We start from the raw sequence: 25,292 nt of genomic DNA on the forward strand, positions 1-25,292 counted from the left end.
TTAATTTCTGTTAAGCTTTCGCTTTAACAAAATCATATTTAAAAAATGTAAATTATTTTTTCATAACTGATTTGATTGTTTCATCAACAGTTGATTTTAATGTTAATTCATACATTACAATATCCTTAATTTGACGAGGAACCACTAATAAAATCTCATATTCAATATCATTGTCCATTATCCGGTCCCCAACCTGATAAACGATTTGAAATTCAGTTTCATTAATCTTATTACCAGTTGTATAATCATAATCATTTAAATTAAATCCTACTTTTTCTCGAAATTCTTTATTTTCAATCACTGTTGGATCATTAAATTCTAATGGAAATGCTTTAAAACTCTCATCCGTTGTTAATTCTGGACCATTTGGTTCTGAATCATGAGGTGTAACCTCTTCTTCAACTTTTTTCTGATCAAAATCTGTTAACATTTTTGTTGATAAAAATTGTTGCGTTGGGAAAGCATTACTAGAACTTTTTTCACGTTTTGGCATAATATATTCTGTTGGTTTAACTAAACTAATTGGTCGTTCAATCCCACTATTTGTTCGTTCAAATTCATCCCGATCAACTGTTTTTAACATCTCAGTTGCTTGTCGCCCTTGATAAGAACCTAATTTTTCTTGAATTATATCTAAATCAACATTATGATTTTCAACTTCTTCATCTCTCACTTGTGTTACCGTCGGCTTTGATTTTGGCGTAATTAATCCTGTAAATTTTTTTAAAGCTTTTACTTCATTATGTAATTGAATTAAATAATCTTGGACTTGATTCATATTAATTTTTAAATCGTTTAATAACTGCTCATCACTTTTTTCTGTAACTGGAGGTGCGGTTACCAATGTTTTTTGTAATGTTAATAATCAAACAAGAACTGTTAATAAAAAACTAACCCCCCATACCGGAACAACAATTATCAAGAAAAAATATCCGATTTGATATAAAAGTACTAAATTAGTTGTCACTTTTTGCATATTAAGGTTATTAATAATTTTCATTGAAAAGATAAAATTAATTCCATATTGCATTAGTCAAAAAGCTGATGGAAAATTTTTTGGAGCAGAAATATCTTCTCCATAGGAATTAATTCCTGACAAAACTTGCGATTGATTATTAGCAAGTAATTTATGAATTTGATTTCCAGAAAATACAATTAATATAATTGACAATAATAGAAACAAAAGCATTAAAATAAAAAAGATGAAAAAAGTAATTTGTGTTTTTGTCAATTTCATTAGACTAAATTAAAATTAAATCCCGCTTTGCTTCTGTTAAAAGTTCATATCCATTGTCTGTTACTAAAATATCATCTTCAATTCGAACGCCACCAACATCAGGAATATAAATCCCTGGTTCAACAGTAATAATCATTCCCGGTGCTAATGGAACATTACAAAATGGTGATACACGGGGAAATTCATGAATTTCAATTCCAACCCCATGACCAGTTGAATGGGTGAAATATTGCCCATAACCTTTACTTGTAATATAGTCACGACAAATTTTATCAATTGTTGCTGTTGTAACACCTGGTTTAATTGCTTCAATCCCAAGTTTTTGGGCGTTATAAACAACATTGAAAATCTCTAGCATTTTATCGGATGGTTTTCCTAATCCAATTGTCCGAGTGGTATCTGAACAATAACCTTTATAAATACAACCAAAATCAATTGTTATTAATTCATTATTTTCAATGATCTTATCTGTGGCACGGCCATGTGGCAACGCTCCCCGTCATCCCGATGCAACAATTGTGTCAAAGCTTGGTTTATCAGCCCCAGCTTCAATAAAACTATTAATAATAATTTGTTCAACTTGACGCTCAGTCATCCCTGGTTTAATTGTTTTAATAACATTATTAATAGCAATATCGCCAATTGCACATGCTTGTTTAAAAGCACTGATTTCACCATTTGTTTTAATAACTCGTAATTCTGTAAAATCAACAGGTTTCAAGTTAACATTTGATAAATTTGCCGCTAAATTTTGATAGGTTAAATATGTTAAATAGTCACTTTCGAAAGCTAATACTTTTACTTTATTTCTGTTTAAATCATCTTTTAATATATCAAAAAATCCCCCAGAATTATTTGTTGTCATTTCTAATACATGGGTAACATTTTTAGCTTGTTTTTTCCCAGCAGTAATATATCGACCATCTAAATATAAAATTGATTCATTTTTTGTAAATAATAAATAGCCTTCTGATGATTCAAATTCAGAAAATCAAAAACGATTAACCGTAGAATGAAATAAAATTCCGTCCACTTCATGTTTTTGTAAATATTGCTCTAATTGTGTTTGTTTATTTAATTTAACTTTAACATATTCTTTCATACTCGTTCTCCTTTTGCTTATATATAAATTTAACCCTTATTCTTATAGAATACAAGGTTTTTTGATTTAATTAATTAAATTTTGTAAGATTTCTTCCAGATTATTTGTTGTATTTTTGTCTAATCCATTTTGGTAACCATAATAAGAAATAATTGTTTTGGTAACTGGTAAAAAATTAATAATTTTAGCATATAATCCTGTTTGTTTAATAACTTCCTCAAAAACAACAATATGTTGATAACCCCCTGCTTTAATTTGCTTTAACATAATTTGGTCAACCGGATTAATAAATCTTGCATTAATAAGATTAATTTTATTTGTTCCTAATTTAGTAATAATTGCTTGTGCTTTTACTACATTATTACCATAAGTTATTAATAAAATTGTTGCTTTTGCATTTTGAATAACATATTCTCATTGACCAATCTGAAATTCTTGCGTTAAGGGTTGATGAACAATTCCACCTTTTGGATAACGAATAAAAAAGGGATTTTCTTTATTTCTAAGCGCTAATTTAAACAATTGATCAAATTCAGCACTAGTTGCCGGTTGACTGATAATTGGAATATCACCCATACTATTTAAAAAACCAACATCATAAATTCCATGATGACTATCACCATCACCAAGTGATAAACCAGCACGATCAATTAAAAAAATAACAGGTAATCGATTGCGAATAACATCATGTAAAATTTGATCATAAGTTCGTTGTAAAAAACTAGCATACATACTAACAACGACATGTTGATGATCTAATGAAAAACCGGATGCTAAAGTAACTGCATGCTCTTCAGCTAAACCAACATCAATACAATACTGTGGATTTTCAAGCATAAATTCTTCTAAATAAATTGAAGCTTGCATTGCAGCAGAAATGAAGTAAAATTTTTCTGCTGCAGTTTGAAATGTTTCTTTAACTGTTTGGGCAACATAATAACTTCATTCAGAATCTTTAGTATCTTTTAAACTATATGAATGACATTTTTCTTGTTCCGCTTGAGTCAAACCATAACCATAACCTTTTTTTGTTTTAACATGGACAACAACACTAGTTAGAGTTTTTTTTGCTTGGTGCAAACTTTTATTTAACTTTCGAAAATTATGACCATCAACTGTCCCAATATAATCTAATCGAAACCCTGCAAATAAACCTGGTATCGCAAAACTATGAATAATTTTTTCTACCAATAAATGTGCTAATCATAATAATGTAAATGGTGGAATATAGCGTAATACTTTCGAGATTTTACTAGCACTACGATATAATCAACCTGTTCGAACTTTACTAACTGCTGTATGTAAAATATTAACATTTTTTGAAATGCTCATACCGTTATCATTAAGAACAACAATAATCTTATTTGGCAACATTCCTAAGTGTGTTAATGCTTCTAAAGTTAACCCATTTGTAAACGCAGCATCCCCAATAACACAAATAATATTATTATATTGCGAATTATAACTATATGCAATCGCTGTTGATAATCCTGTTCCAGCATGACCATTTGAAATATAATCATATTTGCTTTCTTTAACATGCTGAAAAGCAGCTAATCCATTAGATAAACGAATAGTTGAAAAATATCTTTTTCGATCAGTTAGAATTTTATAAGCATAAGTTTGATGACCAGTATCAAAAATAATAATATCATTATGATCAATATCAAACGTCTTTAGCAAACTAATTGTCAATTCAACTGCTCCTAAATTACTAGCTAAATGTCCCCCATTTTTAGTTACGGTTTCAATAATTAATTGGCGAACATCATTAGCTAATTCAATTAATGCTTTTGTTTTTAAATCTTTTAGATCATAATGATTTTGATAATCTTTTAATTTCATCTTTTAACCCCGCTTAATATTTTTGCAAAAAATAATTAATTTGTTGTATAAAATTATTGAAATATAATGATGTAATTTCGCCAATTAAATAATGGCAACTGGCTGTTACATCTAACTTAATTTTATAAATTTCAACATTTGCACTATCTTTGAATAATTTTTTCATTACGGTTAAATTAATTAAAAAAACAAGATAATAACCATAATCAAAATATAATTTAGCATCCTTGTTTTTAATAAAAGGTTGATAAAAAATATTTGCAATAAAATTATATAATAAATCAAAGTGATAATATTTTATAATATTTGAGTCACTAATGTTAGTATTAGCAAAAATTTCTTTTTCATAATTAGTATTAATCTTATTAATTAATACTTTTTGTTCTAATTCTTTAATTACTTTTAAAATTTGAATTTCTTCTAGTTTTACACCTGGATGACGAATATATTGCATATGATAATAAATTAAAACTAACTTAATTAGGATAACACTATCAAAATATTCTTTTTCATCAAAATTATTTAATCGTAATAAATAAACAAAATTTTTAATAAGAATATCTTTTTTATCAAATGTTTTAAAATCTTTTAAAACAACTCGGCTTAATTTTAACGAAAATAACTTTTTCTTAATTTTAATGTTATTTTTTTTAACTCAACCACTTCGTTCAAAAATTTGTCCTGCCATATTAAACTATTCTTCATCAACTTTAAAATCAGTTGAATTATTATCTTTGACAATTTTAGTAACTTTATCTTTAATATCTTGTAACTTAGTTTCTGCTAATTTTGTTAATTTAATACCTGCTTCAAAAGCATCAATTGCCTGATCTAATGGCAACTGATTATTTTCTAAATTATTAACAATTTCTTTTAATTGTTCTAAAACTTGTTCAAATGATTTATTATCCACCATTTTCTTCACCATCCTTCTTAATTGTTTGTACAACTGACTGAATAATCCCATCTTGGACCCGTGTCATTATTATATCATTCCTTGTTACTTGTTGAATTGATGTTAATACATTTTTATCATTATTATACGTAATACTATATCCTCGTGTTAATGTTTTTAAAGGACTTAATAAGTCTAATTTACTTAATAAGTTATTCTTACTATATTCAATTGTTAAAATTTGCTGCTGCATTAATGTCATTAAATTTTGATAATAATTTTGAATAACATTCTTATTTGCTAAGAAAAATGTTTCTTGACAAGCATTAAAGTGTTTTACTAATAATTGATAAGAATGTGCTTGCTGCGCATACAGTGCTTGTGGTTTTGTTAATGCATAACTATTTTTTAATTCACTTACTTTCGTAACTAATTTATCAACTTTTGTTTTAATAATTGTCATTAAATTCCGACGTTGTTGTGTTATATAATTCACTAGTTCCTTTTGATCAGGAGTTGCTAACTCGGCAGCGGCGGTTGGAGTTGGAGCTCGTAAATCACTAACAAAATCTGCTAAGGTAAAATCTATTTCATGGCCAACAGCAGATATAACGGGAATTGTTGCTTGATAAATTGCTTCAACAACTTCCAATTCATTAAAAGCTCATAAATCTTCAATGCTACCCCCACCACGACCAACAATCAATGTATCAATTTTTGGTTTAAAAGTTAATGCTGCTTTAATCTTATTCTGAATATCATACTTTGCATCACTACCTTGAACTAAACTCGGAAACAAATAAATATTAGCTTGGGGATAACGACGATGAATTGTAGTAATAATATCACGAATTGCGGCGCCCGTTGGTGCTGTTACTACTCCAATATTCGTTGGAAACCGTGGAATTGGTTTTTTCAAAGATTGATCAAATCATCCTTTTTTAGTTAACTCTTGTTTTAATGCCTCATATTTTAAGAACAATTCTCCTACACCATGTAAAGATAAACTAGTAACTTGCAAACTATATGTTCCTTGTGGTTCATAAACTTTTATTGAACCTGTTGCAACAATCTTTAGACCATCTTTTAATTTAAATTGTAAATTTTTCGCATTAAAAGCAAACATAATTGCTTTAATTTGGGCTTTATCATCTTTAATTGTAAAATAAATATGCCCCGATGAATGATTTGTAATATTAGAAACTTCTCCTTGCAAAGAAATATTAATAAAATTAGAATTTTGTTCAATTAATGTTTTTAAATACGCATTAACTTCGCTAACAGTATAAATATTTTTACCCATAAAAATCCTCCACAAACCATTTTCTTCCAATTAATAATATCATTGAAAAGTATGAAAATTAGTTTAAAATTAAACTAATTTTAGTAGTTCTTTCAAAAAAGGACTGTTAATTCATCTTTAAAATTCTTTATTTTGACAATAATCCTTTTTACTAATTGGATTTGTTTTAAACTTTACTTGTTATTTAAATACTGATAAGTTTTAGAAAAACGAAAAATAATAGTAAAGAAAATTTTATTTCGATAGATTAAAACATGCTTATTAGCAACTACCTGTTTGTTTTTAATTTGATTAAAAAAACTACCAAATAAATAAAGACGCTCATCTTTTTGATAAACTGTAAAATATAACGAACAAGTACTTAAATAAATTACTCATAATATTGCTGAAATTAAAGTACTTATAGAAAAATAAGCAATATTTAATAACGTTGCTTCATTGGAAATATCACCATTCCCAAAAATAGCGGGGTCAAAAATTGCTAATAATGATAAGATTACTAAAATTAATAATATTAATGTTGTAACAATATTGACACCTAGAAAAATTCAAGAAACAACTCGTTTCTGATGTAAAAAAGTTTGAATATAACCATATATCAAATATGTTGTCCCAATCATTCATATTGCCAATGATAAGTAAATAAAAATTTCAATAATCACTAAATAAAATGGAATCATATTAACCTCCTAAATATGTTGCAACAATTTTATTGATAATATTTTCAAATGTTTTAACAACCATTACTTCATCAATATTATTTCGTGTTAAAAATCGATATAAAAATGAATTTGAAATTTTAATATTACTTGTAGCTGTCAAAGCATCATAATTAAAATTAAATTTACTATGACTAGTTGGTTTACTTAATTTAACATTGCTATTAATATATGACATCATTGTCTGATAATTTAGAATTAAGTTTAATTTATTTAAATACATAATTTTATTATTCATATTAACCCCATAAGCAATTGCATCTAATCTTGTTGAAGGATTAAAATCAGCTTTATTATTGTTATTTGGATCAGGATTTGCAATTGATGGATAAGCAAACATTGTATCACCAGCAATATAAACTAAACCAGTGTGCTCATCATAATCAGCCGATCAATATGCTGTGTTCGTTCATCCATTTAACAAATAACGCATATAATGTGGAGTATTTTGTTTTAATAATGCTAATTGAAAATAAGAACTGACTCCCGGTTCCGAGCGAATTAGATTAAAAGTATTATCCGCATCTAAAGAATACTGACCAGTGATAAGTCCTTTTTCATTCCGTTGTTTTACTAAATTCATAAATTTACTATTTTGTTCATTATAAATATCTAGGAAATAAATATGTAAAATATCAACTTCATAAGTTGCAGGATCCGAATAATCAATATCACGCTCTCAATCACAAGCTGCTAATTTAATATATTCACGGTTAGGATCATATTTTTGAATTAATTTTAAATATTTACCAATTGCCGAACCTGGTAATTCATCAATATAAAGATATGGTGTCACAGTTTTAGTCCATTGTGGTTTAACTATTTTAATATGATTTAATAGTTGCTGTAAAAATCATTCATTATTTTTTATACCATCTTCAACATACATATTCATACTAATTGGCATATAATCTTCGTTATCATCGTTCCAAACCTCATTAGTTTTATAAGAAGTATTTCAAGCTGCTTGCCAACCACTTAATAAAGCTTTTGTATAGCCAACATTTGCCATTTTATCCATATAATAATCTCATGCTTTTCAATCTTCATCAGCAATATATAAACCTTTTTTGCTACTATAACGTCATGGTAAAAATGTTTGAACCTTGTTACCATCTAATCAATTATTGTGCCATTCGGTGTTTTTTCGTTCATTTAATGAAATCGAACTTTGAAAATAATCCATCCCCAACACATCGTGCAAATAGGTGTTTTCTGGTAATCAATAACGGTCTCAATTATAATCAATATATTCAATATTATCTTTTCTATTTTTAATAATTGCTGGGACTTGATAATTATTATAATATCCCGCACTTCAACCAAAAAATGAATAAATATCAAAATCAGATTTTTTTTGATCTGCTGGTAGTAATAAATCATCTACTTTAACTTGAATTTCATTGTTACTTAAAATAATATTAGTTGCCTTTGTTTCTGGTATATTCCCAGTTAGGCTAATGTTAATCGAATAATTTCCTGGTTTAGCAATAACTTTGTGATTAAAACTCATAATTTTGATTCACAAAATATACACTTTATTTTTGTAAGCATTCTGTTCAACTACATTTGTTGTAATGGCATCCGGAACTAATAACTTTTCATTAATTCCATATGGATTTAGCATTCGTTGATTTGTTAACGAATATGAGGCATAAATGAATCGATTAAAACCAATTTGTACTGTTACATTATCTTTTGCCAACTCCTCACTATTAACAACCTTTGCTGTTAAATCATTAATGTCATAATTATTGGTTTTAACAACTAACTGTGTATTAATAAAATCTTGTTTTCACAATTGTAAATTAACACTAGGATTAATACAATTATTATAATTTTGTAAATTACCATAAAATGTTGCATTTTTTAAATCATTACTTTCTTCAGTTGGCTGATATAAAGCATAATTATCATGTTGACTACCAAAAAAAGTATGAACATAGGGAGTTTTATCATTATTGTGACTTTGTGTTACCGGTTGGCAGCCATCTAATCAAACACTACGCATAAAACTATTTTTTTTAACAAATAAAACAATAGCTGTGATTGCGGTAAAAATTGTTAAAAATAAAATCAATGACATTGTAACTTTCTTAAACATTTGTCAATACCTCTAAAGAACTTAACATTTTTTTCATATTCCCAAATACTCCTTTTTTATATTAACAAATAATATTCTTTTTTTATTTTAATAAAAAAACAAAAAATAAGTAAAACTTGTTTTTTGTTTAAATTAAATGTTTAGTCTTCTGTTAAATTCCCAAATCAGGGTAACTTGGCATTTTTGGTTGTTTGTCTTCGGTATTATTTACCACAACTGCTTCAGTTGTTAACAATAACGCACTAACACTGCCAGCATGTTGTAACGCATATCTTGTTACTTTAACAGGATCAACAATTCCAGCCGTAATCATATTTTCCCATACATTTGTCGCAGCATTATAACCAATATTATCAGTTTGTTCTTTTAATTTATTAACAATAATTGATCCATCAACCCCAGCATTTGCCGCAATTTGACGAACTGGTTCCTCAATTGCCCGTAAGACAATATTTAACCCCAATTTTTCTTCTTCATTTAATTTTAAATTAGTTAATTTTTGACCAACTTGAACTAAAGCCGTTCCCCCACCAGGAACAATTCCTTCTTCAACTGCTGCTTTTGTTGAATTTAAAGCATCTTCAATTCGTAATTTTTTTTCTTTCATTTCCGTTTCAGTTGGTGCTCCAACTCGAATAATTCCAACACCACCAGCTAATTTTGCTAAACGCTTTTGTAATTTTTCTTGTTCAAATGGAGTTGTTACACTTTTAATTTGCCCACGAATAAACTCTTTTCGTGCTTCTAAATCAGTTTTCTTACAGCTTCCTTCAATAATTGTTGTCGTATCTTTTGAAACAATTACTTTTTTTGCTGTTCCTAAATCAGCTAAAGTAAGTGTTTTGAAATCCATTCCTAATTCACTATTGACAAATTTTGCATTAGTTAAAATAGCAATATCTTCTAATAGATTTTTCCGATTATCTCCAAAGTCTGGTGCTTTAACGACACAAATATTAAATGCTCCCCGCATTTTATTTAGTAATAATGTTGGTAAAACATCGCCATCCACATCATCAGCAATAATTAATAATGGTTTTCCTTCTTCAACAATTTTTTCTAGGATTGGTAGAATTTCCTTCATATTACTAATTTTTTTATCAGTAATTAAAATATAAGGATTTTCAAATTCTGCTAACATTTTTTCACTATCAGTTACCATATATTGTGATAAATAACCTTTATCAAATTGTAGTCCTTCAGTAATGCTTAATTCAGTATCAATTGTTTTTGATTCTTCAATTGTAATAACACCATCATTACCAACTTTTTCCATAATTTCGGCAATTAAATTACCAATTTCTGGATCTTTGGAACTAACACTAGCAACTTGGGCAATTTCTGCTTTAGTTTTAATTTGTTTTGCTGATTGTTGCAATAATTCAACAATTGCTTTAACTGTTTTTTCAATTCCATTTCGAATTGCAACCGCATTAGCTCCAGCAGTAACATTTTTTAATCCTTCTTTAACAATTGCTTGTGTTAAAACAATAGCTGTTGTTGTCCCATCACCAGCAACGTCATTTGTTTTGTTAGCGACTTCAGCTACTAATTTTGCTCCCATATTTTCAAAATGATTGCTTAATTCAATTTCCTTTGAAATCGTAACACCATCATTTGTAATTAATGGTGAACCATATTCTTTTTCTAGTAAAACGTGTTTTCCTTTTGGTCCTAATGTTACTTTAACCGCATCAGTCAATTTATTAATACCGTTAAGTAACATCATTCTTGCATCTTCTGAAAATTTAATTGATTTTGCCATAACTTGTTTCCCCCTTAAATTTTAGCCTTCAATAATAGCTAAGATATCTTCAACAGAAATTAAAACTAATTTTTTATTATCATATTCGACTTCGGTCCCAGCATATTCACGATAAAGAACTTTATTGTTTATTTTTCCTTCAAACTTTTGTTCTTTTTCAACTTCGGTACTAATTGCAATTATCTTCCCGATATGACTTTTGCTTTTTTCATCTTCTTGTAAATAAATTCCATTAATAAAAGTTTGTTCTTTTTCTTCTTTTGCTAAGACAATATTTTTGCCTAATGGCTTAATCATCAAAATCCCTCCTTATTTATGATATTTAGCAAATGGCATATGTAACTGCCAATAATATATTTAACAAATTTTAGCCCTAATTGCAAGCATTTTTTCCTTAGAAACAAAAAAACAAATGCTAATTTGTTTTTTTGTTTCTAATTTAAATTAATATTGAAAATAGATAATTATTTCCTCAAAATTAAAAAGTCAATAACACCTTACCATTCTTATTTCGAAAATTACTTAAAGAATTTAATAGGATCGCTAATCCAATGACAATAATTAATAAACTAATAACACCCCCGAAAAAGATAGGGAAACCAACCTTAAATGGATTTAGTTGTTCATATGGAAACGGCGTAAACGGTTCTTTCCCTTCCGGCATAAACCTTATTAACATTATTCCACGGATTAAAACATATAATAAATAACAAATAATTAAAATTAAGTTATATCAACTATATTTTTTACAATATTGCATTGTTGCAATACTCTTTGTTGTAAACAAAAAGTAATAAATAATAACAATAATTGGAGTCAAGATATGTTCTAACACTGATTTCAAAATCTTATACCATGTATTAAATCCAACGACATTTGTTGGACTAATTAATAATGTTGCATTAAAAACAATAAAAGTTATTAAATTCAAAGTTGTAATCCAAGTTAAGTTATTTTTCCCAGTGATTCATTTTGGCATGTTTTTAGTATGACAATGCGTTCAATTTAAAATTCCATAATTTGCTGTTGCTAAAGCAATTCATACTGATAAATAAATTGATTGATTAATAATTGAAAAATCAAAATTTATTGTTGAATCCCCATATTGTGGATCAGGTTGGATTGTTGAAAAGAATAAATCCAATAAGACACAAAATAATGGAATAATTGCAAATATAACATAAAAACAATAATTTCTTTGCAAAGATTTTTGTTTTGCTTTTTGCATTTTAAAGGGGCCTCTTTTTTTTGTATATTACCTCCGTAATATCTTTTTTATTATGCCAAAAAAAAAAAAAAAAGACAATATTTATGTCATAAATTTTAATATCCCAAGTTTCATCATTTTTGACACATAAAAAGAACCCAAAATGGGTTCATATAAATAATATATTAATTATTTTAATAATATTCTATTGATAAAATTCATTTTTATAGGTTGCAACAAAATTTCATGCTGTGACTGCATCCCAGTTAACTGATCAAGTCATCATTCCTTTTAAATAAATATTTTGTTCTTTTAATAAATCTGTGGCCTGTCTAATGTCATCTGTTTTAACTTGACCATTTGCGGCCGCATCATTATTCGCTGGTAATCCTCATAATAATTTTTCGGCTGGAATTTGATAAAAATTATCTTTTCCTTGCACGATATATTTTGCAATTAAATATAAGAACTCTGCTTTATACTTGGCATCATTTTGTGTTAATCATCAACCATTAAAACCTAAAGCTTGTTGTTCTTCAAATGGGACATTAACTCCATCGCCTGCTTGGTTATAAAATTGTGGACTAACAAAATCAAGATTATCACCTAAAGCTTTTAAATATGATAAATACTTGCCTTGATTTCCAGTTGTTCGTAAATATGGAAATTCTGGTGCCATCGTAATTAAAAACTCTTTGTCATTTTTTTTGTAATAGGCTTTAAGGTCATTTAAAACTTTAGGAATAATGTACTCATTATCTCCTGCCGTAATTGCTGCTTGCTCTAAATCAATATCAATGCCATCAAATCCAAATTTATCTACTAAATTGCGGATTTCTTGATTAAAAGCATGCTCATCACTAGCTTTTAAAGAAATATGAGCATCAGCACCTCCTAATGATAAAATAACTTTTTGGCCACGCTTTTGCACAAATTTAACTTGATTAGCAAAATAATAATTTTTTTCACTTTGATTAAGTGATTCTTTATGTGGTACTTCTGGAACAAAAGTTGGAATATCACCAATTTTATATGATTTCATAAATGAAACATTAATGAAATCATATTCATGATGAACTTCACCTAAATCAAGATACTTAGCTATTCCGCCTTTATATCCCGCACCATCCTCTCAATTGTGCCAGTAACCAACTAAAATTGGTTTATGTTCTTGTGAATTATGATAAGTGGTAAGATTACTATTTGTTAATGATAACGGAGCACTTGTTACTAACGTTAATGTGCTCAATAATGATATCAAACTATTCATAATAATAATTCCTTTCCTTATAAAATATTTTCAGCGGTTTTCCCTACCTTTATTTTACTAAGGAAAAATAAAAAAGTAAATAATATAATTTATAAAGATTATAATTATTCTTTAATTTTGTCGAAAACTCTTGATATTTATAGAATATATCTAATTTTAGGTATATTTTTAATATATAGAGGTAAATAATTGATGGAAAAAATAATTACAGAATTAAAAAACAGTTTTACAGATGATCAATTTTTAGAATTTGCTGAAAAAATAAAAAAAGAAGCAGAAGTAATCAAAAAACAAAAACGTTTAAATGAAATTGATCAAAAATTTAGAGATAAAGGCATTATATGTCCTGATTGTAAATCTTATCATTGTGTTAAAAATGGTCATAATCCCGAAGGAAAACAAAAATATTTATGTAAAAAATGTCGTGCTAGTTTTGATGCTTTTCGTCATCATTTTACTTATTGAAGTCATTTAAATTATGAACAGTGAAATTTATTAATTCAAATTTCATTATTAGGACAATCTAGTAAAATAATTTCCCGTTTTATTAAAACAACACCAAAAACTGCTTGATATAATCGTCAAAAATTAATGCAATCAAAACAATTAGAAAATACTCAATTAAAATTTAAAAAATTAAATGGTCAAATCCAAATTGATGAAACTTTTATTAAAGAAATCCATAAAGGTAATTTTAAAGATAAATTTGATAAACGAAAAACTCATCTTGATCCATTTTCAACTAATACCAAATGCTGTATTCAAATGGTAGTTGATAGCAATAATAATATTTTGTTCAATCCACCAATACAAAACGATTACAAAAACAATGAATTATTGAAAATATGAATAAGCAATTAATTAAAGAAAAATCAATAATTATTTCTGACATGCAACCATTATATTTATTAGTAGCAAAACAAACAAATTCTACTCTATATTCTACCAAAACTAGTACAAACCCTGATACTAGTTATCGAAAGTTAAATAAGATTAGTAAATTACAATCGAGTCTTAAAGAAGCCTTAATTCATTATCATGGTTTGGGTTTCACTAATATTCAAAATTATTTAAATCTATGAAAATGAAAATACCAACATAAAGGTTTAACACCAAAACAACAATCAACGGTATTATATTTTAACGTTTAAAAAATTTAAAGCAAAATCATGATCTTAAACAAAATTATTTTTCAAATTGTCATATTGATGATTTTTTTATTTCATCAAGAGTTTTCGACAAAATTAAAGTAATTATTTACTTATTGCAAAAAAAATAGTTGCTATTATTAGTATTTAAAGAGTGAATGAAAATTATGCCTGTCAACGTAGTTTCCAACCAGAAATCCCAATATACAGACCAATTAGGCCAAACGAAACTCCTAAATAAATTCCGTAAGTTGACGTAAAGACAAAATCTTGTCCACTTCATGCTTTTAAGAAAGGATCCATAGTATATTTAAAGGGATTGATATAAGTAACATAATATAAGACATCACTACCATTAATTAATTCTGCCGGAATAAAAGCCCCACTTAAAAAAGCAATTGGCATAAAAATAACATTTGATCCAGCAATAAATGATGTAGTTGATTTAAAAATTGATGATAGCATCATTCCTAATGAAATTGTTGAAATAAAAACTAATATAACAAAGGGAATTGCTGATCCCAAGTAATTTGGCGTCGCAACTTGTTTTCATCCAAAACTTGGTCCAAAGAAAATTCCTGCTCATAATAATGTTCATAAAAATGATACAATAATAAAAATTAATCCAACTAACATCACTGATAACACAAAGAAAACTGGTTTAATATTTGTTGCCCCAATTCGTTTCATTAAAACACTATTTTTAAATTCTAAAATAGTTTGTGGAATAATAAAAATTCCAACTGACATTGCTTGAACCATCGCAATTGCAGCAACCAAAGTATGTATGTTTTGTCCTGAATTAGTATCTAATTGTTTGAAAGCAAATCCATTTAAAAATAATAATAAAATTGGATATATGATCAAAAAGAATGGGACAAAAAAACCTTTATAATAATATTTTAACATTAAATCAATTAATGGTTTGTTTTTTCCCCGAACTCGACCATCACAAATTCATTTATCGACTTTATTTACACGAGTATTTTGTTTTGATTGTTGAACCATTTTTTGGAATTGTTGATCTAAATCAGCTTTTTTATTTTGTTCAAACATTTGTCAAGTAAAGTTATGGACTGAACCATATTTCTCAACAATATCCTTTACCATTCCAGCTTCTTTAATTTCACCATTATGGACATAAATATATTTTTCACAAAATTCTTCAACTTCACTCATCATATGCGTTACTAAAAACATTGCCTTTCCTTTTTCAACAATGTTTTCCCTTAAAAAGTGGAAAATTTCTGAGCGCACTTCAATGTCTAATCCAGTTGAAATTTCATCTAAAATAACTAAGTCTGGGTCATAAATTACTGACAATAAAATATTTAACCGTTGTTGTTGTCCACCAGAAAGCCCCTCAACAAATTTGTTCTCCATTCCAATTAATTGATATGTTCGTAACAATTCGCGTAATTGGCTATCAGTCATTGGAATATTAAATGTATTTAAATAGTATTTAAGCATATCCATAACTGAAATTCCAATTGGATATTTTGATTCTTGAAACTGTAGCCCAATCGTTAAGTTTTCTTGACGAACTATTTTTCCCGATGTTGCTTGTCGAATTCCACCGATAATTTCACTTAATGTTGATTTTCCGCTACCATTTGCCCCAATTACTCCAATCCGGTCACTAGGATTAATAACTAAATTAACATTACTTAAAGCAACTTTATTTTTGTACTTTTTTGTTATATTAATAACTTCAACCAATGGTTTAGAAGAATCAATCGCTTTGCGTTCTTTTACAACTGTTTGTTTCATAGTTACCCCTTTCTTAAGTATATTTATTCGATTTTAATCAATAAATATGCTTGTTTATTTTATCAAAAAAAATAAAAAAAAAGTATAATCTAACCTTTTTTTCTGTTATTTTATAAATAATTAGCTTTAATTAAATTAAAACTTTAAATTTGATCTAGGACTGAATTAATATAACTAAAATCAGTATCTTCACTATACAATTTTAAAATTTCCAAAATTTCATTAATAGCAATAGCTTTGGCTAAATTTTGATAATGAATGGCATGAACACCATATACTAAAATTGCTTTATGATAATTACTTAATCTTTCAAAACTTCAACCTGCTTTTAAATGATCATTAATAATAGTAATAATTGTTGGCAAGTTTACCAAAATATTATCAATTTGTTCTGATTCTGTAATTGTTGTTACAACTTGTGAAAAATCATAGGCTTCCTGTTTTGTTGTGACAACATCATGATGCAAAACAAAATGACGATATAATAAATTAACAATATTAATCCGTTCTTGGCGCTTTGACACGGGCGATACTCCTTTTTAAATATAGTGATATAAACAAAATAAAATTTGTTTTTGTAATCGATAATTATGGTGATGACTGTGTACACCAAATAAATGATGCAGCATTAAAATTGTTTCATCAGCTAAAAGGTCCACTGTTAAGTCATCATTTTTTTCAATATGTTTTATTATATCACTTCAATGATATTCTTGCTGATTAATTATTTGAATATTACCATAATTTGATAAATCCGTTATAGTAAATGGTTCCTTACTATTAATAATAACTAAATTAATTGCTGCTGTTCGTAAAAACTGTTTTGCTTTAATTATTTCCATCATCCGGTTAATCATAAACTGTTGAACCACTACTGGTGAGGTAATTAATGCCTTGTCCTGTTCTCAAAATGGAGCAACAAGAGTTGTCATAACTGGAGCATTTAATGTTTGTAATTTTAAAAAATAAAGGTTTTTTCGTGTAAGAATTAATCGTGGAAAATAATATGTTATTTTACTAACCTCATCATAAAAAGCAACATTTTTAAAATATCACATATAATTAACGGTTTTAACATAACGAGTAAAAATCTTATCAAAATAACGATATTGTTCTAATTGCAATTCTTGCTTTCAGTCTAACCTGGGTAATCCTAATTCTTGACGAATTTTTGTTAAATAATGTTGTGTCTTACGGTTTAACATCCTTGTTCCTCCCTTCTTAATAACATAAGTAAAAAAAGAAACCTATGGTTTCTTCCGATGTCAAAAATGACTAGTTCGTTTCTGATTTTGAAAACGATGGCGTCTTTCATCTTCAGCAATTAACCATTCAATTAAATCATCATTATATTTTCGTGTTAATGTTTCTTGATAATCAAAGATTTTTTCATGAACACGAATATGAATACCATTACGTAATAATGGGGCTTTAATTTCCGCTAATTTTAAAAGCTTAATTTCATTTGGATATAAATATAATAATTTTCCATTCAATTTAACATTTTGTAATAAAATAAAATCTGTTTTATTAGCGGCATTTGCAACACTATCTTCGGTATAAACATTATAACTAAGAAAATGATTATAATCTTGTTCATTATTAGCAAAAAACATTTGATTTTTATTCATTCGATCAATACAAATAATTTGCCCATTATGTAAAAAATATAAATGTCCTGTTTTAATATCAGTTATCACTTCTCGTTACCTCCTCTTCTATCTTTTCTTAATTGTTAATTTTGTTTGATAGTTAACGAGTTGATAATTAATACATTTTTTACGTGTTATTTTTTACTACGGGCTTCTTGCATCAATTGTGCTTGTATCCGTAGTGACTCAATTAAAGCTTGTCGATTTTCTTTCACTTCTTCGCGAATTCGTAATAATCGTTGAAATTCTTTTTGACGTTTAATAAATTCTTCCATGTTTCCCTTGGTGTTCTTAAATTTAAGAACTTGTTTATCTAACAATTTAATTTCAGCATATTGCTTTTGATTTAATAAAATAACATGTTTTCGTAAAAGTGCAATTGATTCATCACGATTTTGTAAAATTGTCGCATTTAGTTTGTCAGTATTAGTTTTAATTGCACGTGATAAATTTATTGCCCGATTAAAATCCGCTAATTCTTGAGATATTTGTCGATTATAACCTTGTTCATATTGTTGCCTAACTTCTAACAAATAATTCAGCATTTTATGCTGAAAAGCTAAACGTTGATCAATATTAGGCCGTTTGTGTTCATCATAACGATGATTATAATTTGTTTTTTTATAAAGATCATCATTTTCTAATTGTTCTTGATCATTGCCAGCCGACATAATTGTATCGGTATCTTTTGTTTTCTTATTTTTTTCTTCAACTGAAGTAAGTTCTTGTTCTTTATTTTTTTGATTTGCTTTAAAAGCAAGTTTTGCCTTTAAATCTTCTAATTGTTCTTGTTCATTGGCACTTAATTTATAAGAACGGGCTTTATTTTCTAATCGTAAAATTAATCGTTCTTCAAATGACAATGGATCTTCAGCAGTGCGAATTATTTTAACTGGTTTTGGTTTTGGTTGCGCAATATCCTTTGAAACAAAGTCATTTAAGTCAATTTCAACTTCATTTTGTTTAATTAAACGAACAAGAATTTCTTCATCCCCTGTTTCAATTTCAATCTTATCAGTAGGATCAATAACAAAGTCAACAACTGACAAACCATTCCGTTTAATTTGTGAAATCTGTTTTGCTAAAATTGGACGCAAATCACGGCGAATAGTTGTTATTTCTTCTGTCTCGCTTCGGTAAATAATTGTTTTAGAATCATTTTCTTGTAACTGCGATGACCCTAACTTTGTTACAACTTTGTCAGCATTTAAACCATTTCAGTCTGCGAAAGAATTAAGTTTCTCGTTAATTATTTCACTGTCTTTTAATGGTGGTTTAATTAAGTTAGTTGTTTCTGAAGGGGTCTTTTGAATAGATTTTTTTGGTCGATTAATAGGTTCCTTAATTATTATTTGATCTAATGGCATGGCTAACATTTCATTATTTTTAAGTGACTGTTTTGGTTTTAAATCTGTCTTTTTATTAGCTGCTTGATTTATTTTCTGATTATTTAATCTGGCAAAAAGTGGGATTTCTTTATCGACACGATAACTATAATCAATGAATTTACTTTTATTTTTTTGTTCTTCTCAAGAATTATTTTTATCTTTTAAATGGATTACTTTCCTTTTTTCCGTTCCAACAACTTCATTTAAATATTTTTGTTTTAATGTTTGATACTTAGAACTATTTTCATCTGTCTGCCCTAACAGTAGTTTAATTGTTGCAGGAGTTAATTTTTTGTCCATTAGTTCTGTTGCATCTCGTTCTGTGTCAACAATGCCATCATCGTTAACACGTGTGATAGCAGCAGTTTCCAAATCTTTTTCTTTGGCCATTTTTCTATTCCTCTTCATTTATTTTTTAATTTTTAATATATATATATATTATATAAAATTTTTGTCCTTTTTAAAATACTTTTATCAAAAAACTTGCTTTTTTTTAATTAATTATCTATAATATTACTCTTATTATTTAATTTTAGCCTATTATCTTTGTTTTGAATCTTTTTAAAACAAAATTTAATAACAAATAATTATCATTAATATCACTACTCCACATTTGTCATTTCATTTGCGTCTTGTAACAACTGTTATTAAATTTCAGGATTATTAATATTTTTTAAAATAGTTACTTTTTCTTATACTTATAACAAAACAGCATCTAACTGTTTACAATAGATTAATCTCGTTTGAGATCCTGACCATCTTATTTGTTATTATCTTCTATAACATTTTTTTGGTCTGCGGTGTCCACTAAAAAGCCATTAACAACTTTTTTCCCCTCGGCAAGATATTTATCAATTAAAATTTGAGGTAATGGTTTTGGTTTAACTTTACGATGTTGTAACTTCTTTTGCTGACGTGTTTCTTTTCGTAAATTCTTTTGAATTAATTTTTCTTTTTGTAATTGTTCATAATGTTGTGCTAATTGTCGTCGCTGAATTTCACGAATTTCACGAGGATGATAACCCGCATAATTATATTGTTTGTTTGTTAAATCAAGCATTAAATTTGGTGTTTTCGTTGTATTAACATAATTAATTTGATAATCTTTTAACTCTTTTTGCGGATATAGTATTAAATTCTTTTCCTTCGTTCTGTTATTGCTATCTTTTTCCCCTACTATATTATCCAATAATGAGTCTTTTTTAAATACTTCTGTAATAAATAACTTTTTCTTAGTTTTTTCTTTATAATTATCACCAAATTTTAATTTTTTTAAATTAGGACGTTTCTTAGGGTCAACAATTGAAACATATTTTTCTTCACTTGGGGCTAAAGGTAAAGCTATTGATTCTTTCGGAATATTTTCTTTGACAATACTATTTAATTCTATTGGTTCTAGTTTTTTATTAGTTCCTGCTGATAACGATAAAATTAAAGGTTTTAGGATTGATTTCCCTACTGGTTTTGTTTTTATATCTGATTTTATAAGTAATGGTTTAATTTGGCTAGTAATCGTCGTATCTAAATATAAATCTGTTTTAATAATTGATTTTCGTTTTTGTTCATTAATTAAAGAATTTCGAATATATTTGCCATCAATTTGTTTTTTTGTTTTCCCTAAACTACGTGCTAAGATTTCTTGCCCTAATTGATTACGTTTTTTAATAACAGTTTCCAACTTCATGTTGTCATCCTTATGCGAAATAATTTGTTTCATATCTTGTTTTAATTCAGACGGACGCGCATCACGGTGCGCTAATAATTTTAATTGATTTTTATTCAACTTCATTTGTTCTTTAATTTCATCAAATGACCGCGGTTTAAGTTCACTATTTAAACGAGAGTTCTTTTCATCTGAATAATAAGAATTTTGTACGCGATTTAAATAAGGATCCTCATCACGTTTTATTGCATCACGGCGCGATAATAATTCAATTTGGGTTTTATTTAATCCTCAATTCTTAGCATGTTCTTTTACTTGATTATTAAAACTTTTTAAGATTTCATTAGAATTTTGATCATTAATTTTATGAATTATTTCTTGTTGTTTTTTTTGAAAACGCCCATATTGTTGATTACGTTGGCGAATTAAACGTTGCTGGTTCGGATTCAATTTATTGATAAGATCTTCAACTTCATTTTTTGTTGATTGTTCCAACAAATTATTCTCCGTAAAATTATCCTTTTTTGTTTCACCAGTATTTTTTACTGTTGAAACAAATACTGGTTCATCTTCATTCTGTTGAACTAATAATGAATTATTATTTAAAAAACTTTTTCCTGATCTTATTAACTCTGATTCAATTACTGCTTGTGAGGCTTGGTATCCTCTTATCACTCGATTTGGAAATAACTCCTCTGAACGATACAATTTTCGTTTTCGCAAAAGATCTAATTGACAGAGATTTAAGCCCATATTTTTTGTTTTAGTTGGTGAACTCTTTTTTGATTTGATAACCCTTGTTACTGGTTTTTTTGAAATATTTTTTTTAAAATAAACACTTTCTCCCAAAAATGTTTTAATAAATTTTTCATATTCTTTTTCATAACGACTATCTCAGTCAGCAGCAGGTGTTTTATTTAATTTTTGATATTCGGCCATTAATTTAAAATACGGTTTTGATTTTTTTCAAGATTCTGTTAAAGCCTTGATAACAGCTGTTTGATTAACATTTATCTTTAAATTGCTATTAACTTCTTGCAAGTGTTTTGTTTCATTTATTTTGTTTTCAATCATCATCTTTTTCCCCAATTTTTTATATGTAATTATAAGCAAAATGTTTCTTTAAAATTATATCATTTTTTTATTGCTTTTTCTATAAATACTTGTATAATAATTACTTAAAAAATAATTGCAGCAAATATCTATCTATTCGTTGCAATTATTAGTTTTTCTATCAATTTAAATAATATAAAAATATTAACATTGATAAAAATTAATACATCTTAATATAATTTACTAAAAAATAATCCATTAAAATACGCTTTTCTACAATTTTTATAATGTGATTTTTATTATCAAATTTTGCCGAATATATAACACATACTTGATTAACTTTATTTGATAAATATTTTTTATCAAGTTCATCACTATTTTCTATTATTATTGTATTTATTGAATTTCTTAAAATAATATTGTTTTTTTTAATATAATTAGGTCAAGATAATTCAATTTGTTTTCAATCAAGAGTCCCAAATGCTGGCAAAAAACAAAATGATTTGTAATATCCAAGCGCTTTATTTTGACGATTATAACAAATTTTTAAATAACCCAAATAGTCATTGAAATTAATATCTTCCGGATCAAGATTTAAGGTATTCAAAACATCTAATAAGATGTCTTTAGAAAGATTCTTTTCAATAACTTTATATTTTAACCTTAAATTTTTTACATTTTCAACGCCAATTTTAGTGTAAAAATAATGGGCATTGACATAATATCCGCTGCCTTTTTTAGCATACGTAATTCCCTTATTACATAATTTTTGTAAACAGTAACGAATAGTAGTTCGCGAGACACTAAATTTATTAATTAATGTTTTTTCACTTGGTAGTGAAAAGCTATTATCATCTTTTTTGGAACTAATTTTTTTTAAATATAACTTGTTATTTCATCACATATTGTGACTTTCTTATCATTATTTACCAATATTATTTCTCCAATTATTATCTAATTTTGCCTTATAGTTTTTATTATCATCATTATAATAAAAAAAAAGCAAGTTTATAACTTGTTATGACTGAACAAATTTTGGGATTGTTTAGATGGAGATGTGTACCCCCTCAAATAAGGATAGATAACAAGATAAAATATTATCTAAAGGAAACACATTATGGCAAGTAAAGGGTCAAAATTTAATAAATATTCCACCGAATTAAAAACTAAAATTCTCAATGATTTTTACCATAATCATTATTCATATCACAAATAGCTAAAAAATATCTAATTCCGATTGGAACCTTAGCAACATGAATTAATCAAGCAAAGCATGGATTTACATCCCACAATGAAAATTGATCCAACAAAGAAATTTAAGAATTTTTATTCTATATAAAGTTTGCTCAAAAACCGATTGGCATTATAATGTAGTACTAAATTAACAAAAAGACTTATTTTTTAGTCTTTTTGTCAATTAATATAAAATTAATTCCAATTATTTCATTCCATCCCTTACTTCTAAAATTAAAAAGCCTCATGGTTCTAAACATAAAATATTATTACACAAATAATTACTATTAGAATTATTAATTAATATTTTCATTTCTTTTTTACCAAAGTTATATTGCGCAGGATTATTAGATCAGTTAAAAATTATCATTATTGTTTGATCCAATAAATTCCGCGTATATACAAATAAATCTTTATTATCTGTATTAACTAAATCAAAAGAACCATTAACTAATACTGGGGAATATATCTCAGATTTTCGTAGGGCAATCATTTTTTGATAAAAATTTAAAACACTATTTTCATCCGATATTTGATTTTGAACGTTAATTTTATCATACGTTGAATTTAGTCTAATTCATGGTACTGTCCAACTAAAACCAGCAAACATGCTTTTATCTCACTGCATTGGCGTACGAGCATTATCTCGCCCCACTTTAGCAACTGCTGCTAAAAACTCTTCTGCTGTTAATTTTTTTTGCTCTTCAACTAGCTCTCTATATGTATTATGAATTTCAATTGGATAGGTTAAGATAAATTGGACAACAATAATGTAGAGTAAATATTTATAATTAAATTACAATGGAGGTGTAATTATGGCAAAGAATCATTATACCGATGAATTTAAGCAACAAATTGTTGGTCTTTACAAAATGGGTCAAACTCCTGAACAATTAGCCAATGATTACCAAATTGGTAAATCTACTGTTTGGAAATGAGCTCACCAATTTAGTAACTCGGACTCATTTAAAGCTAAAGACAATAGAACGCCAGAAGAAAACGAATTAATTCAATTACGTAAAAAAGTTAAACAATTAGAAATGGAAAATGACATTTTAAAGCAAGCAACACTGATAATCGGCAAAAAATAGCAATCATTAAAAATAACAAAGCAAAATATCCAATTATTAATTTATGTAAAACATTGAAATTGGCTAGATCAACATATTACTATCAATTAAAAGCAAATAATCCCAAGAATAATCAAAACATTGATAATGCTGTTATCAGTATTTTTCTAAAAAGTCGTAAAAATTATGGAACAAGAAAAATTAAAATCATGCTAGCTCAGCAAAATATTATATTATCTCGTGTAAAGATTAGTAAAATAATGAGAAAATATAACTTAATTTCAAATTATACAAAAATCAAATACAAACATTCAAATACAAGCAATGTTACATATAAATATAATAATTTATTAAATCAAGAATTTAATAATTATAAACTACATGAAGTTGTTGTCAGTGATTTAACATATGTTTTTATTAATAATAAATGATATTATGTTTGCTTTCTAATTGATTTATTTAATCGTGAAATTATTAGTTATGATGTTAGTTTACACAAAAATGCAAAATTAGTTAAAAATACCTTTAATAAACTTAACTTTACATTAAATGATATTAAAATATTTCACACTGATCAAGGTAGTGAATTTAATAACAATCTTATTTATAACTTTTTAACTAAAAATAACATTCAAAAGTCTTACAGTAAACCAGGTTGTCCTTATGACAATGCTGTTGCGGAATCAACATACAAAATTTTTAAAACTGAATTTATTAAAAATAATAAATTTAAAAACATTGAGCAGTTTAAATTAAAATTATTTGATTACATTAATTGGTACAATAATATTCGAATTCATAGCAAACTAAATTATTTAACACCAGTAAAATACAGAAATTATTACTCTACATAAAATTTGTCCAAAAA

At 26.9% G+C, this 25,292-nt stretch carries 25 protein-coding genes; 4 read left to right on the top strand and 21 right to left on the bottom strand.

Annotated features, from left to right (window positions below):
- Nucleotides 1-52: 52 nt before the first annotated feature.
- From ACQH24_RS04345 to ACQH24_RS04400, 12 genes are all read right to left on the bottom strand, one after another.
- Nucleotides 53-1,171, bottom strand: a complete 1,119-nt coding sequence (locus ACQH24_RS04345) for a hypothetical protein (protein WP_425379418.1) — start codon at nt 1,169-1,171, stop codon at nt 53-55.
- A 70-nt stretch (nt 1,172-1,241) separates the two neighbouring features.
- The gene (locus ACQH24_RS04350; RefSeq protein ID WP_425379419.1) at nt 1,242-2,339 is read right to left on the bottom strand and encodes an aminopeptidase P family protein; all 1,098 of its coding nucleotides are present in this window, start codon (nt 2,337-2,339) and stop codon (nt 1,242-1,244) included.
- A 66-nt stretch (nt 2,340-2,405) separates the two neighbouring features.
- Complete coding sequence (locus ACQH24_RS04355; protein ID WP_425379420.1) at nt 2,406-4,184, bottom strand: 1-deoxy-D-xylulose-5-phosphate synthase; 1,779 nt, start codon at nt 4,182-4,184, stop codon at nt 2,406-2,408.
- A 13-nt stretch (nt 4,185-4,197) separates the two neighbouring features.
- Nucleotides 4,198-4,872 (bottom strand): hypothetical protein, encoded by a 675-nt coding sequence (locus ACQH24_RS04360; protein WP_425379421.1) that lies wholly within the window; start codon nt 4,870-4,872, stop codon nt 4,198-4,200.
- 6 nt (nt 4,873-4,878) lie between these two features.
- Nucleotides 4,879-5,100: an exodeoxyribonuclease VII small subunit gene (xseB, locus tag ACQH24_RS04365; protein WP_425379422.1), complete on the bottom strand. Its 222-nt coding sequence runs from the start codon at nt 5,098-5,100 to the stop codon at nt 4,879-4,881.
- Nucleotides 5,090-6,382 (bottom strand): exodeoxyribonuclease VII large subunit, encoded by a 1,293-nt coding sequence (gene xseA / locus ACQH24_RS04370; RefSeq protein WP_425379423.1) that lies wholly within the window; start codon nt 6,380-6,382, stop codon nt 5,090-5,092. Before xseA ends, xseB begins: the two co-directional genes overlap by 11 nt.
- 173 nt (nt 6,383-6,555) lie before the next feature.
- Nucleotides 6,556-7,062 (bottom strand): hypothetical protein, encoded by a 507-nt coding sequence (locus ACQH24_RS04375; protein WP_425379424.1) that lies wholly within the window; start codon nt 7,060-7,062, stop codon nt 6,556-6,558.
- A 1-nt stretch (nt 7,063) separates the two neighbouring features.
- Complete coding sequence (locus tag ACQH24_RS04380; RefSeq protein WP_425379425.1) at nt 7,064-9,205, bottom strand: hypothetical protein; 2,142 nt, start codon at nt 9,203-9,205, stop codon at nt 7,064-7,066.
- A gap of 151 nt (nt 9,206-9,356) precedes the next feature.
- A complete protein-coding gene (groL, locus tag ACQH24_RS04385) occupies nt 9,357-10,970 on the bottom strand; it encodes a chaperonin GroEL (RefSeq protein WP_425379426.1) in 1,614 nt (537 codons plus the stop codon).
- 21 nt (nt 10,971-10,991) lie between these two features.
- A complete protein-coding gene (locus tag ACQH24_RS04390; RefSeq protein WP_425379427.1) occupies nt 10,992-11,267 on the bottom strand; it encodes a co-chaperone GroES in 276 nt (91 codons plus the stop codon).
- Between the two features lie 181 nt (nt 11,268-11,448).
- Nucleotides 11,449-12,198, bottom strand: a complete 750-nt coding sequence (locus ACQH24_RS04395) for a hypothetical protein (RefSeq protein ID WP_425379428.1) — start codon at nt 12,196-12,198, stop codon at nt 11,449-11,451.
- 184 nt (nt 12,199-12,382) lie between these two features.
- Nucleotides 12,383-13,447 (bottom strand): glycosyl hydrolase family 18 protein, encoded by a 1,065-nt coding sequence (locus ACQH24_RS04400; protein ID WP_425379429.1) that lies wholly within the window; start codon nt 13,445-13,447, stop codon nt 12,383-12,385.
- Between the two features lie 192 nt (nt 13,448-13,639).
- On the opposite strand from ACQH24_RS04400, the gene ACQH24_RS04405 reads away from it, so the two are divergent.
- Together ACQH24_RS04405 and ACQH24_RS04410 are read left to right on the top strand one after the other, a co-directional pair.
- Nucleotides 13,640-14,308 (top strand): transposase, encoded by a 669-nt coding sequence (locus ACQH24_RS04405; protein ID WP_425379430.1) that lies wholly within the window; start codon nt 13,640-13,642, stop codon nt 14,306-14,308.
- Nucleotides 14,293-14,598, top strand: a complete 306-nt coding sequence (locus tag ACQH24_RS04410) for a hypothetical protein (protein WP_126821266.1) — start codon at nt 14,293-14,295, stop codon at nt 14,596-14,598. Before ACQH24_RS04405 ends, ACQH24_RS04410 begins: the two co-directional genes overlap by 16 nt.
- 162 nt (nt 14,599-14,760) lie before the next feature.
- Here ACQH24_RS04410 and ACQH24_RS04415 read toward each other — a convergent pair whose 3' ends face one another.
- The 9 genes from ACQH24_RS04415 to ACQH24_RS04455 form a co-directional block, all read right to left on the bottom strand.
- A complete protein-coding gene (locus tag ACQH24_RS04415; protein WP_425379431.1) occupies nt 14,761-16,365 on the bottom strand; it encodes an ABC transporter ATP-binding protein/permease in 1,605 nt (534 codons plus the stop codon).
- A 143-nt stretch (nt 16,366-16,508) separates the two neighbouring features.
- Nucleotides 16,509-16,889 carry a transcription antitermination factor NusB gene (locus ACQH24_RS04420; RefSeq protein ID WP_425379432.1) on the bottom strand — a complete coding sequence of 127 codons (381 nt, stop codon included), beginning with the start codon at nt 16,887-16,889 and terminating at the stop codon, nt 16,509-16,511.
- 15 nt (nt 16,890-16,904) lie between these two features.
- Nucleotides 16,905-17,570, bottom strand: coding sequence for a hypothetical protein (locus ACQH24_RS04425; protein WP_425379433.1), 666 nt, complete (start codon nt 17,568-17,570; stop codon nt 16,905-16,907).
- Nucleotides 17,571-17,612: 42 nt separating this feature from the next.
- Entirely contained in the window at nt 17,613-18,065 is a 453-nt protein-coding gene (locus ACQH24_RS04430) for a hypothetical protein (protein WP_425379434.1), read from the bottom strand.
- Nucleotides 18,066-18,151: 86 nt separating this feature from the next.
- The gene (locus ACQH24_RS04435) at nt 18,152-19,795 is read right to left on the bottom strand and encodes a hypothetical protein (protein WP_425379435.1); all 1,644 of its coding nucleotides are present in this window, start codon (nt 19,793-19,795) and stop codon (nt 18,152-18,154) included.
- 370 nt (nt 19,796-20,165) lie between these two features.
- The gene (locus ACQH24_RS04440) at nt 20,166-22,145 is read right to left on the bottom strand and encodes a hypothetical protein (protein WP_425379436.1); all 1,980 of its coding nucleotides are present in this window, start codon (nt 22,143-22,145) and stop codon (nt 20,166-20,168) included.
- A gap of 196 nt (nt 22,146-22,341) precedes the next feature.
- Nucleotides 22,342-23,025 carry a GntR family transcriptional regulator gene (locus ACQH24_RS04445; protein WP_425379437.1) on the bottom strand — a complete coding sequence of 228 codons (684 nt, stop codon included), beginning with the start codon at nt 23,023-23,025 and terminating at the stop codon, nt 22,342-22,344.
- Between the two features lie 262 nt (nt 23,026-23,287).
- A complete protein-coding gene (locus ACQH24_RS04450; RefSeq protein ID WP_425379438.1) occupies nt 23,288-23,413 on the bottom strand; it encodes a hypothetical protein in 126 nt (41 codons plus the stop codon).
- A 146-nt stretch (nt 23,414-23,559) separates the two neighbouring features.
- Nucleotides 23,560-24,009 carry a hypothetical protein gene (locus ACQH24_RS04455; RefSeq protein WP_425379439.1) on the bottom strand — a complete coding sequence of 150 codons (450 nt, stop codon included), beginning with the start codon at nt 24,007-24,009 and terminating at the stop codon, nt 23,560-23,562.
- 160 nt (nt 24,010-24,169) lie between these two features.
- Here ACQH24_RS04455 and ACQH24_RS04460 point away from each other — a divergent pair, with 160 nt between their 5' ends.
- Nucleotides 24,170-24,445, top strand: a complete 276-nt coding sequence (locus ACQH24_RS04460; RefSeq protein WP_425379385.1) for a transposase — start codon at nt 24,170-24,172, stop codon at nt 24,443-24,445.
- 41 nt (nt 24,446-24,486) lie between these two features.
- Nucleotides 24,487-25,278: an IS3 family transposase gene (locus ACQH24_RS04465; RefSeq protein WP_425380682.1), complete on the top strand. Its 792-nt coding sequence runs from the start codon at nt 24,487-24,489 to the stop codon at nt 25,276-25,278.
- Nucleotides 25,279-25,292 lie beyond the last annotated feature (14 nt).

Origin of the sequence: Spiroplasma endosymbiont of Stenodema calcarata (assembly GCF_964031205.1) — a bacterium.
In the GTDB taxonomy this organism is placed as follows: domain Bacteria; phylum Bacillota_I; class Bacilli_A; order Mycoplasmatales; family Mycoplasmataceae; genus Spiroplasma.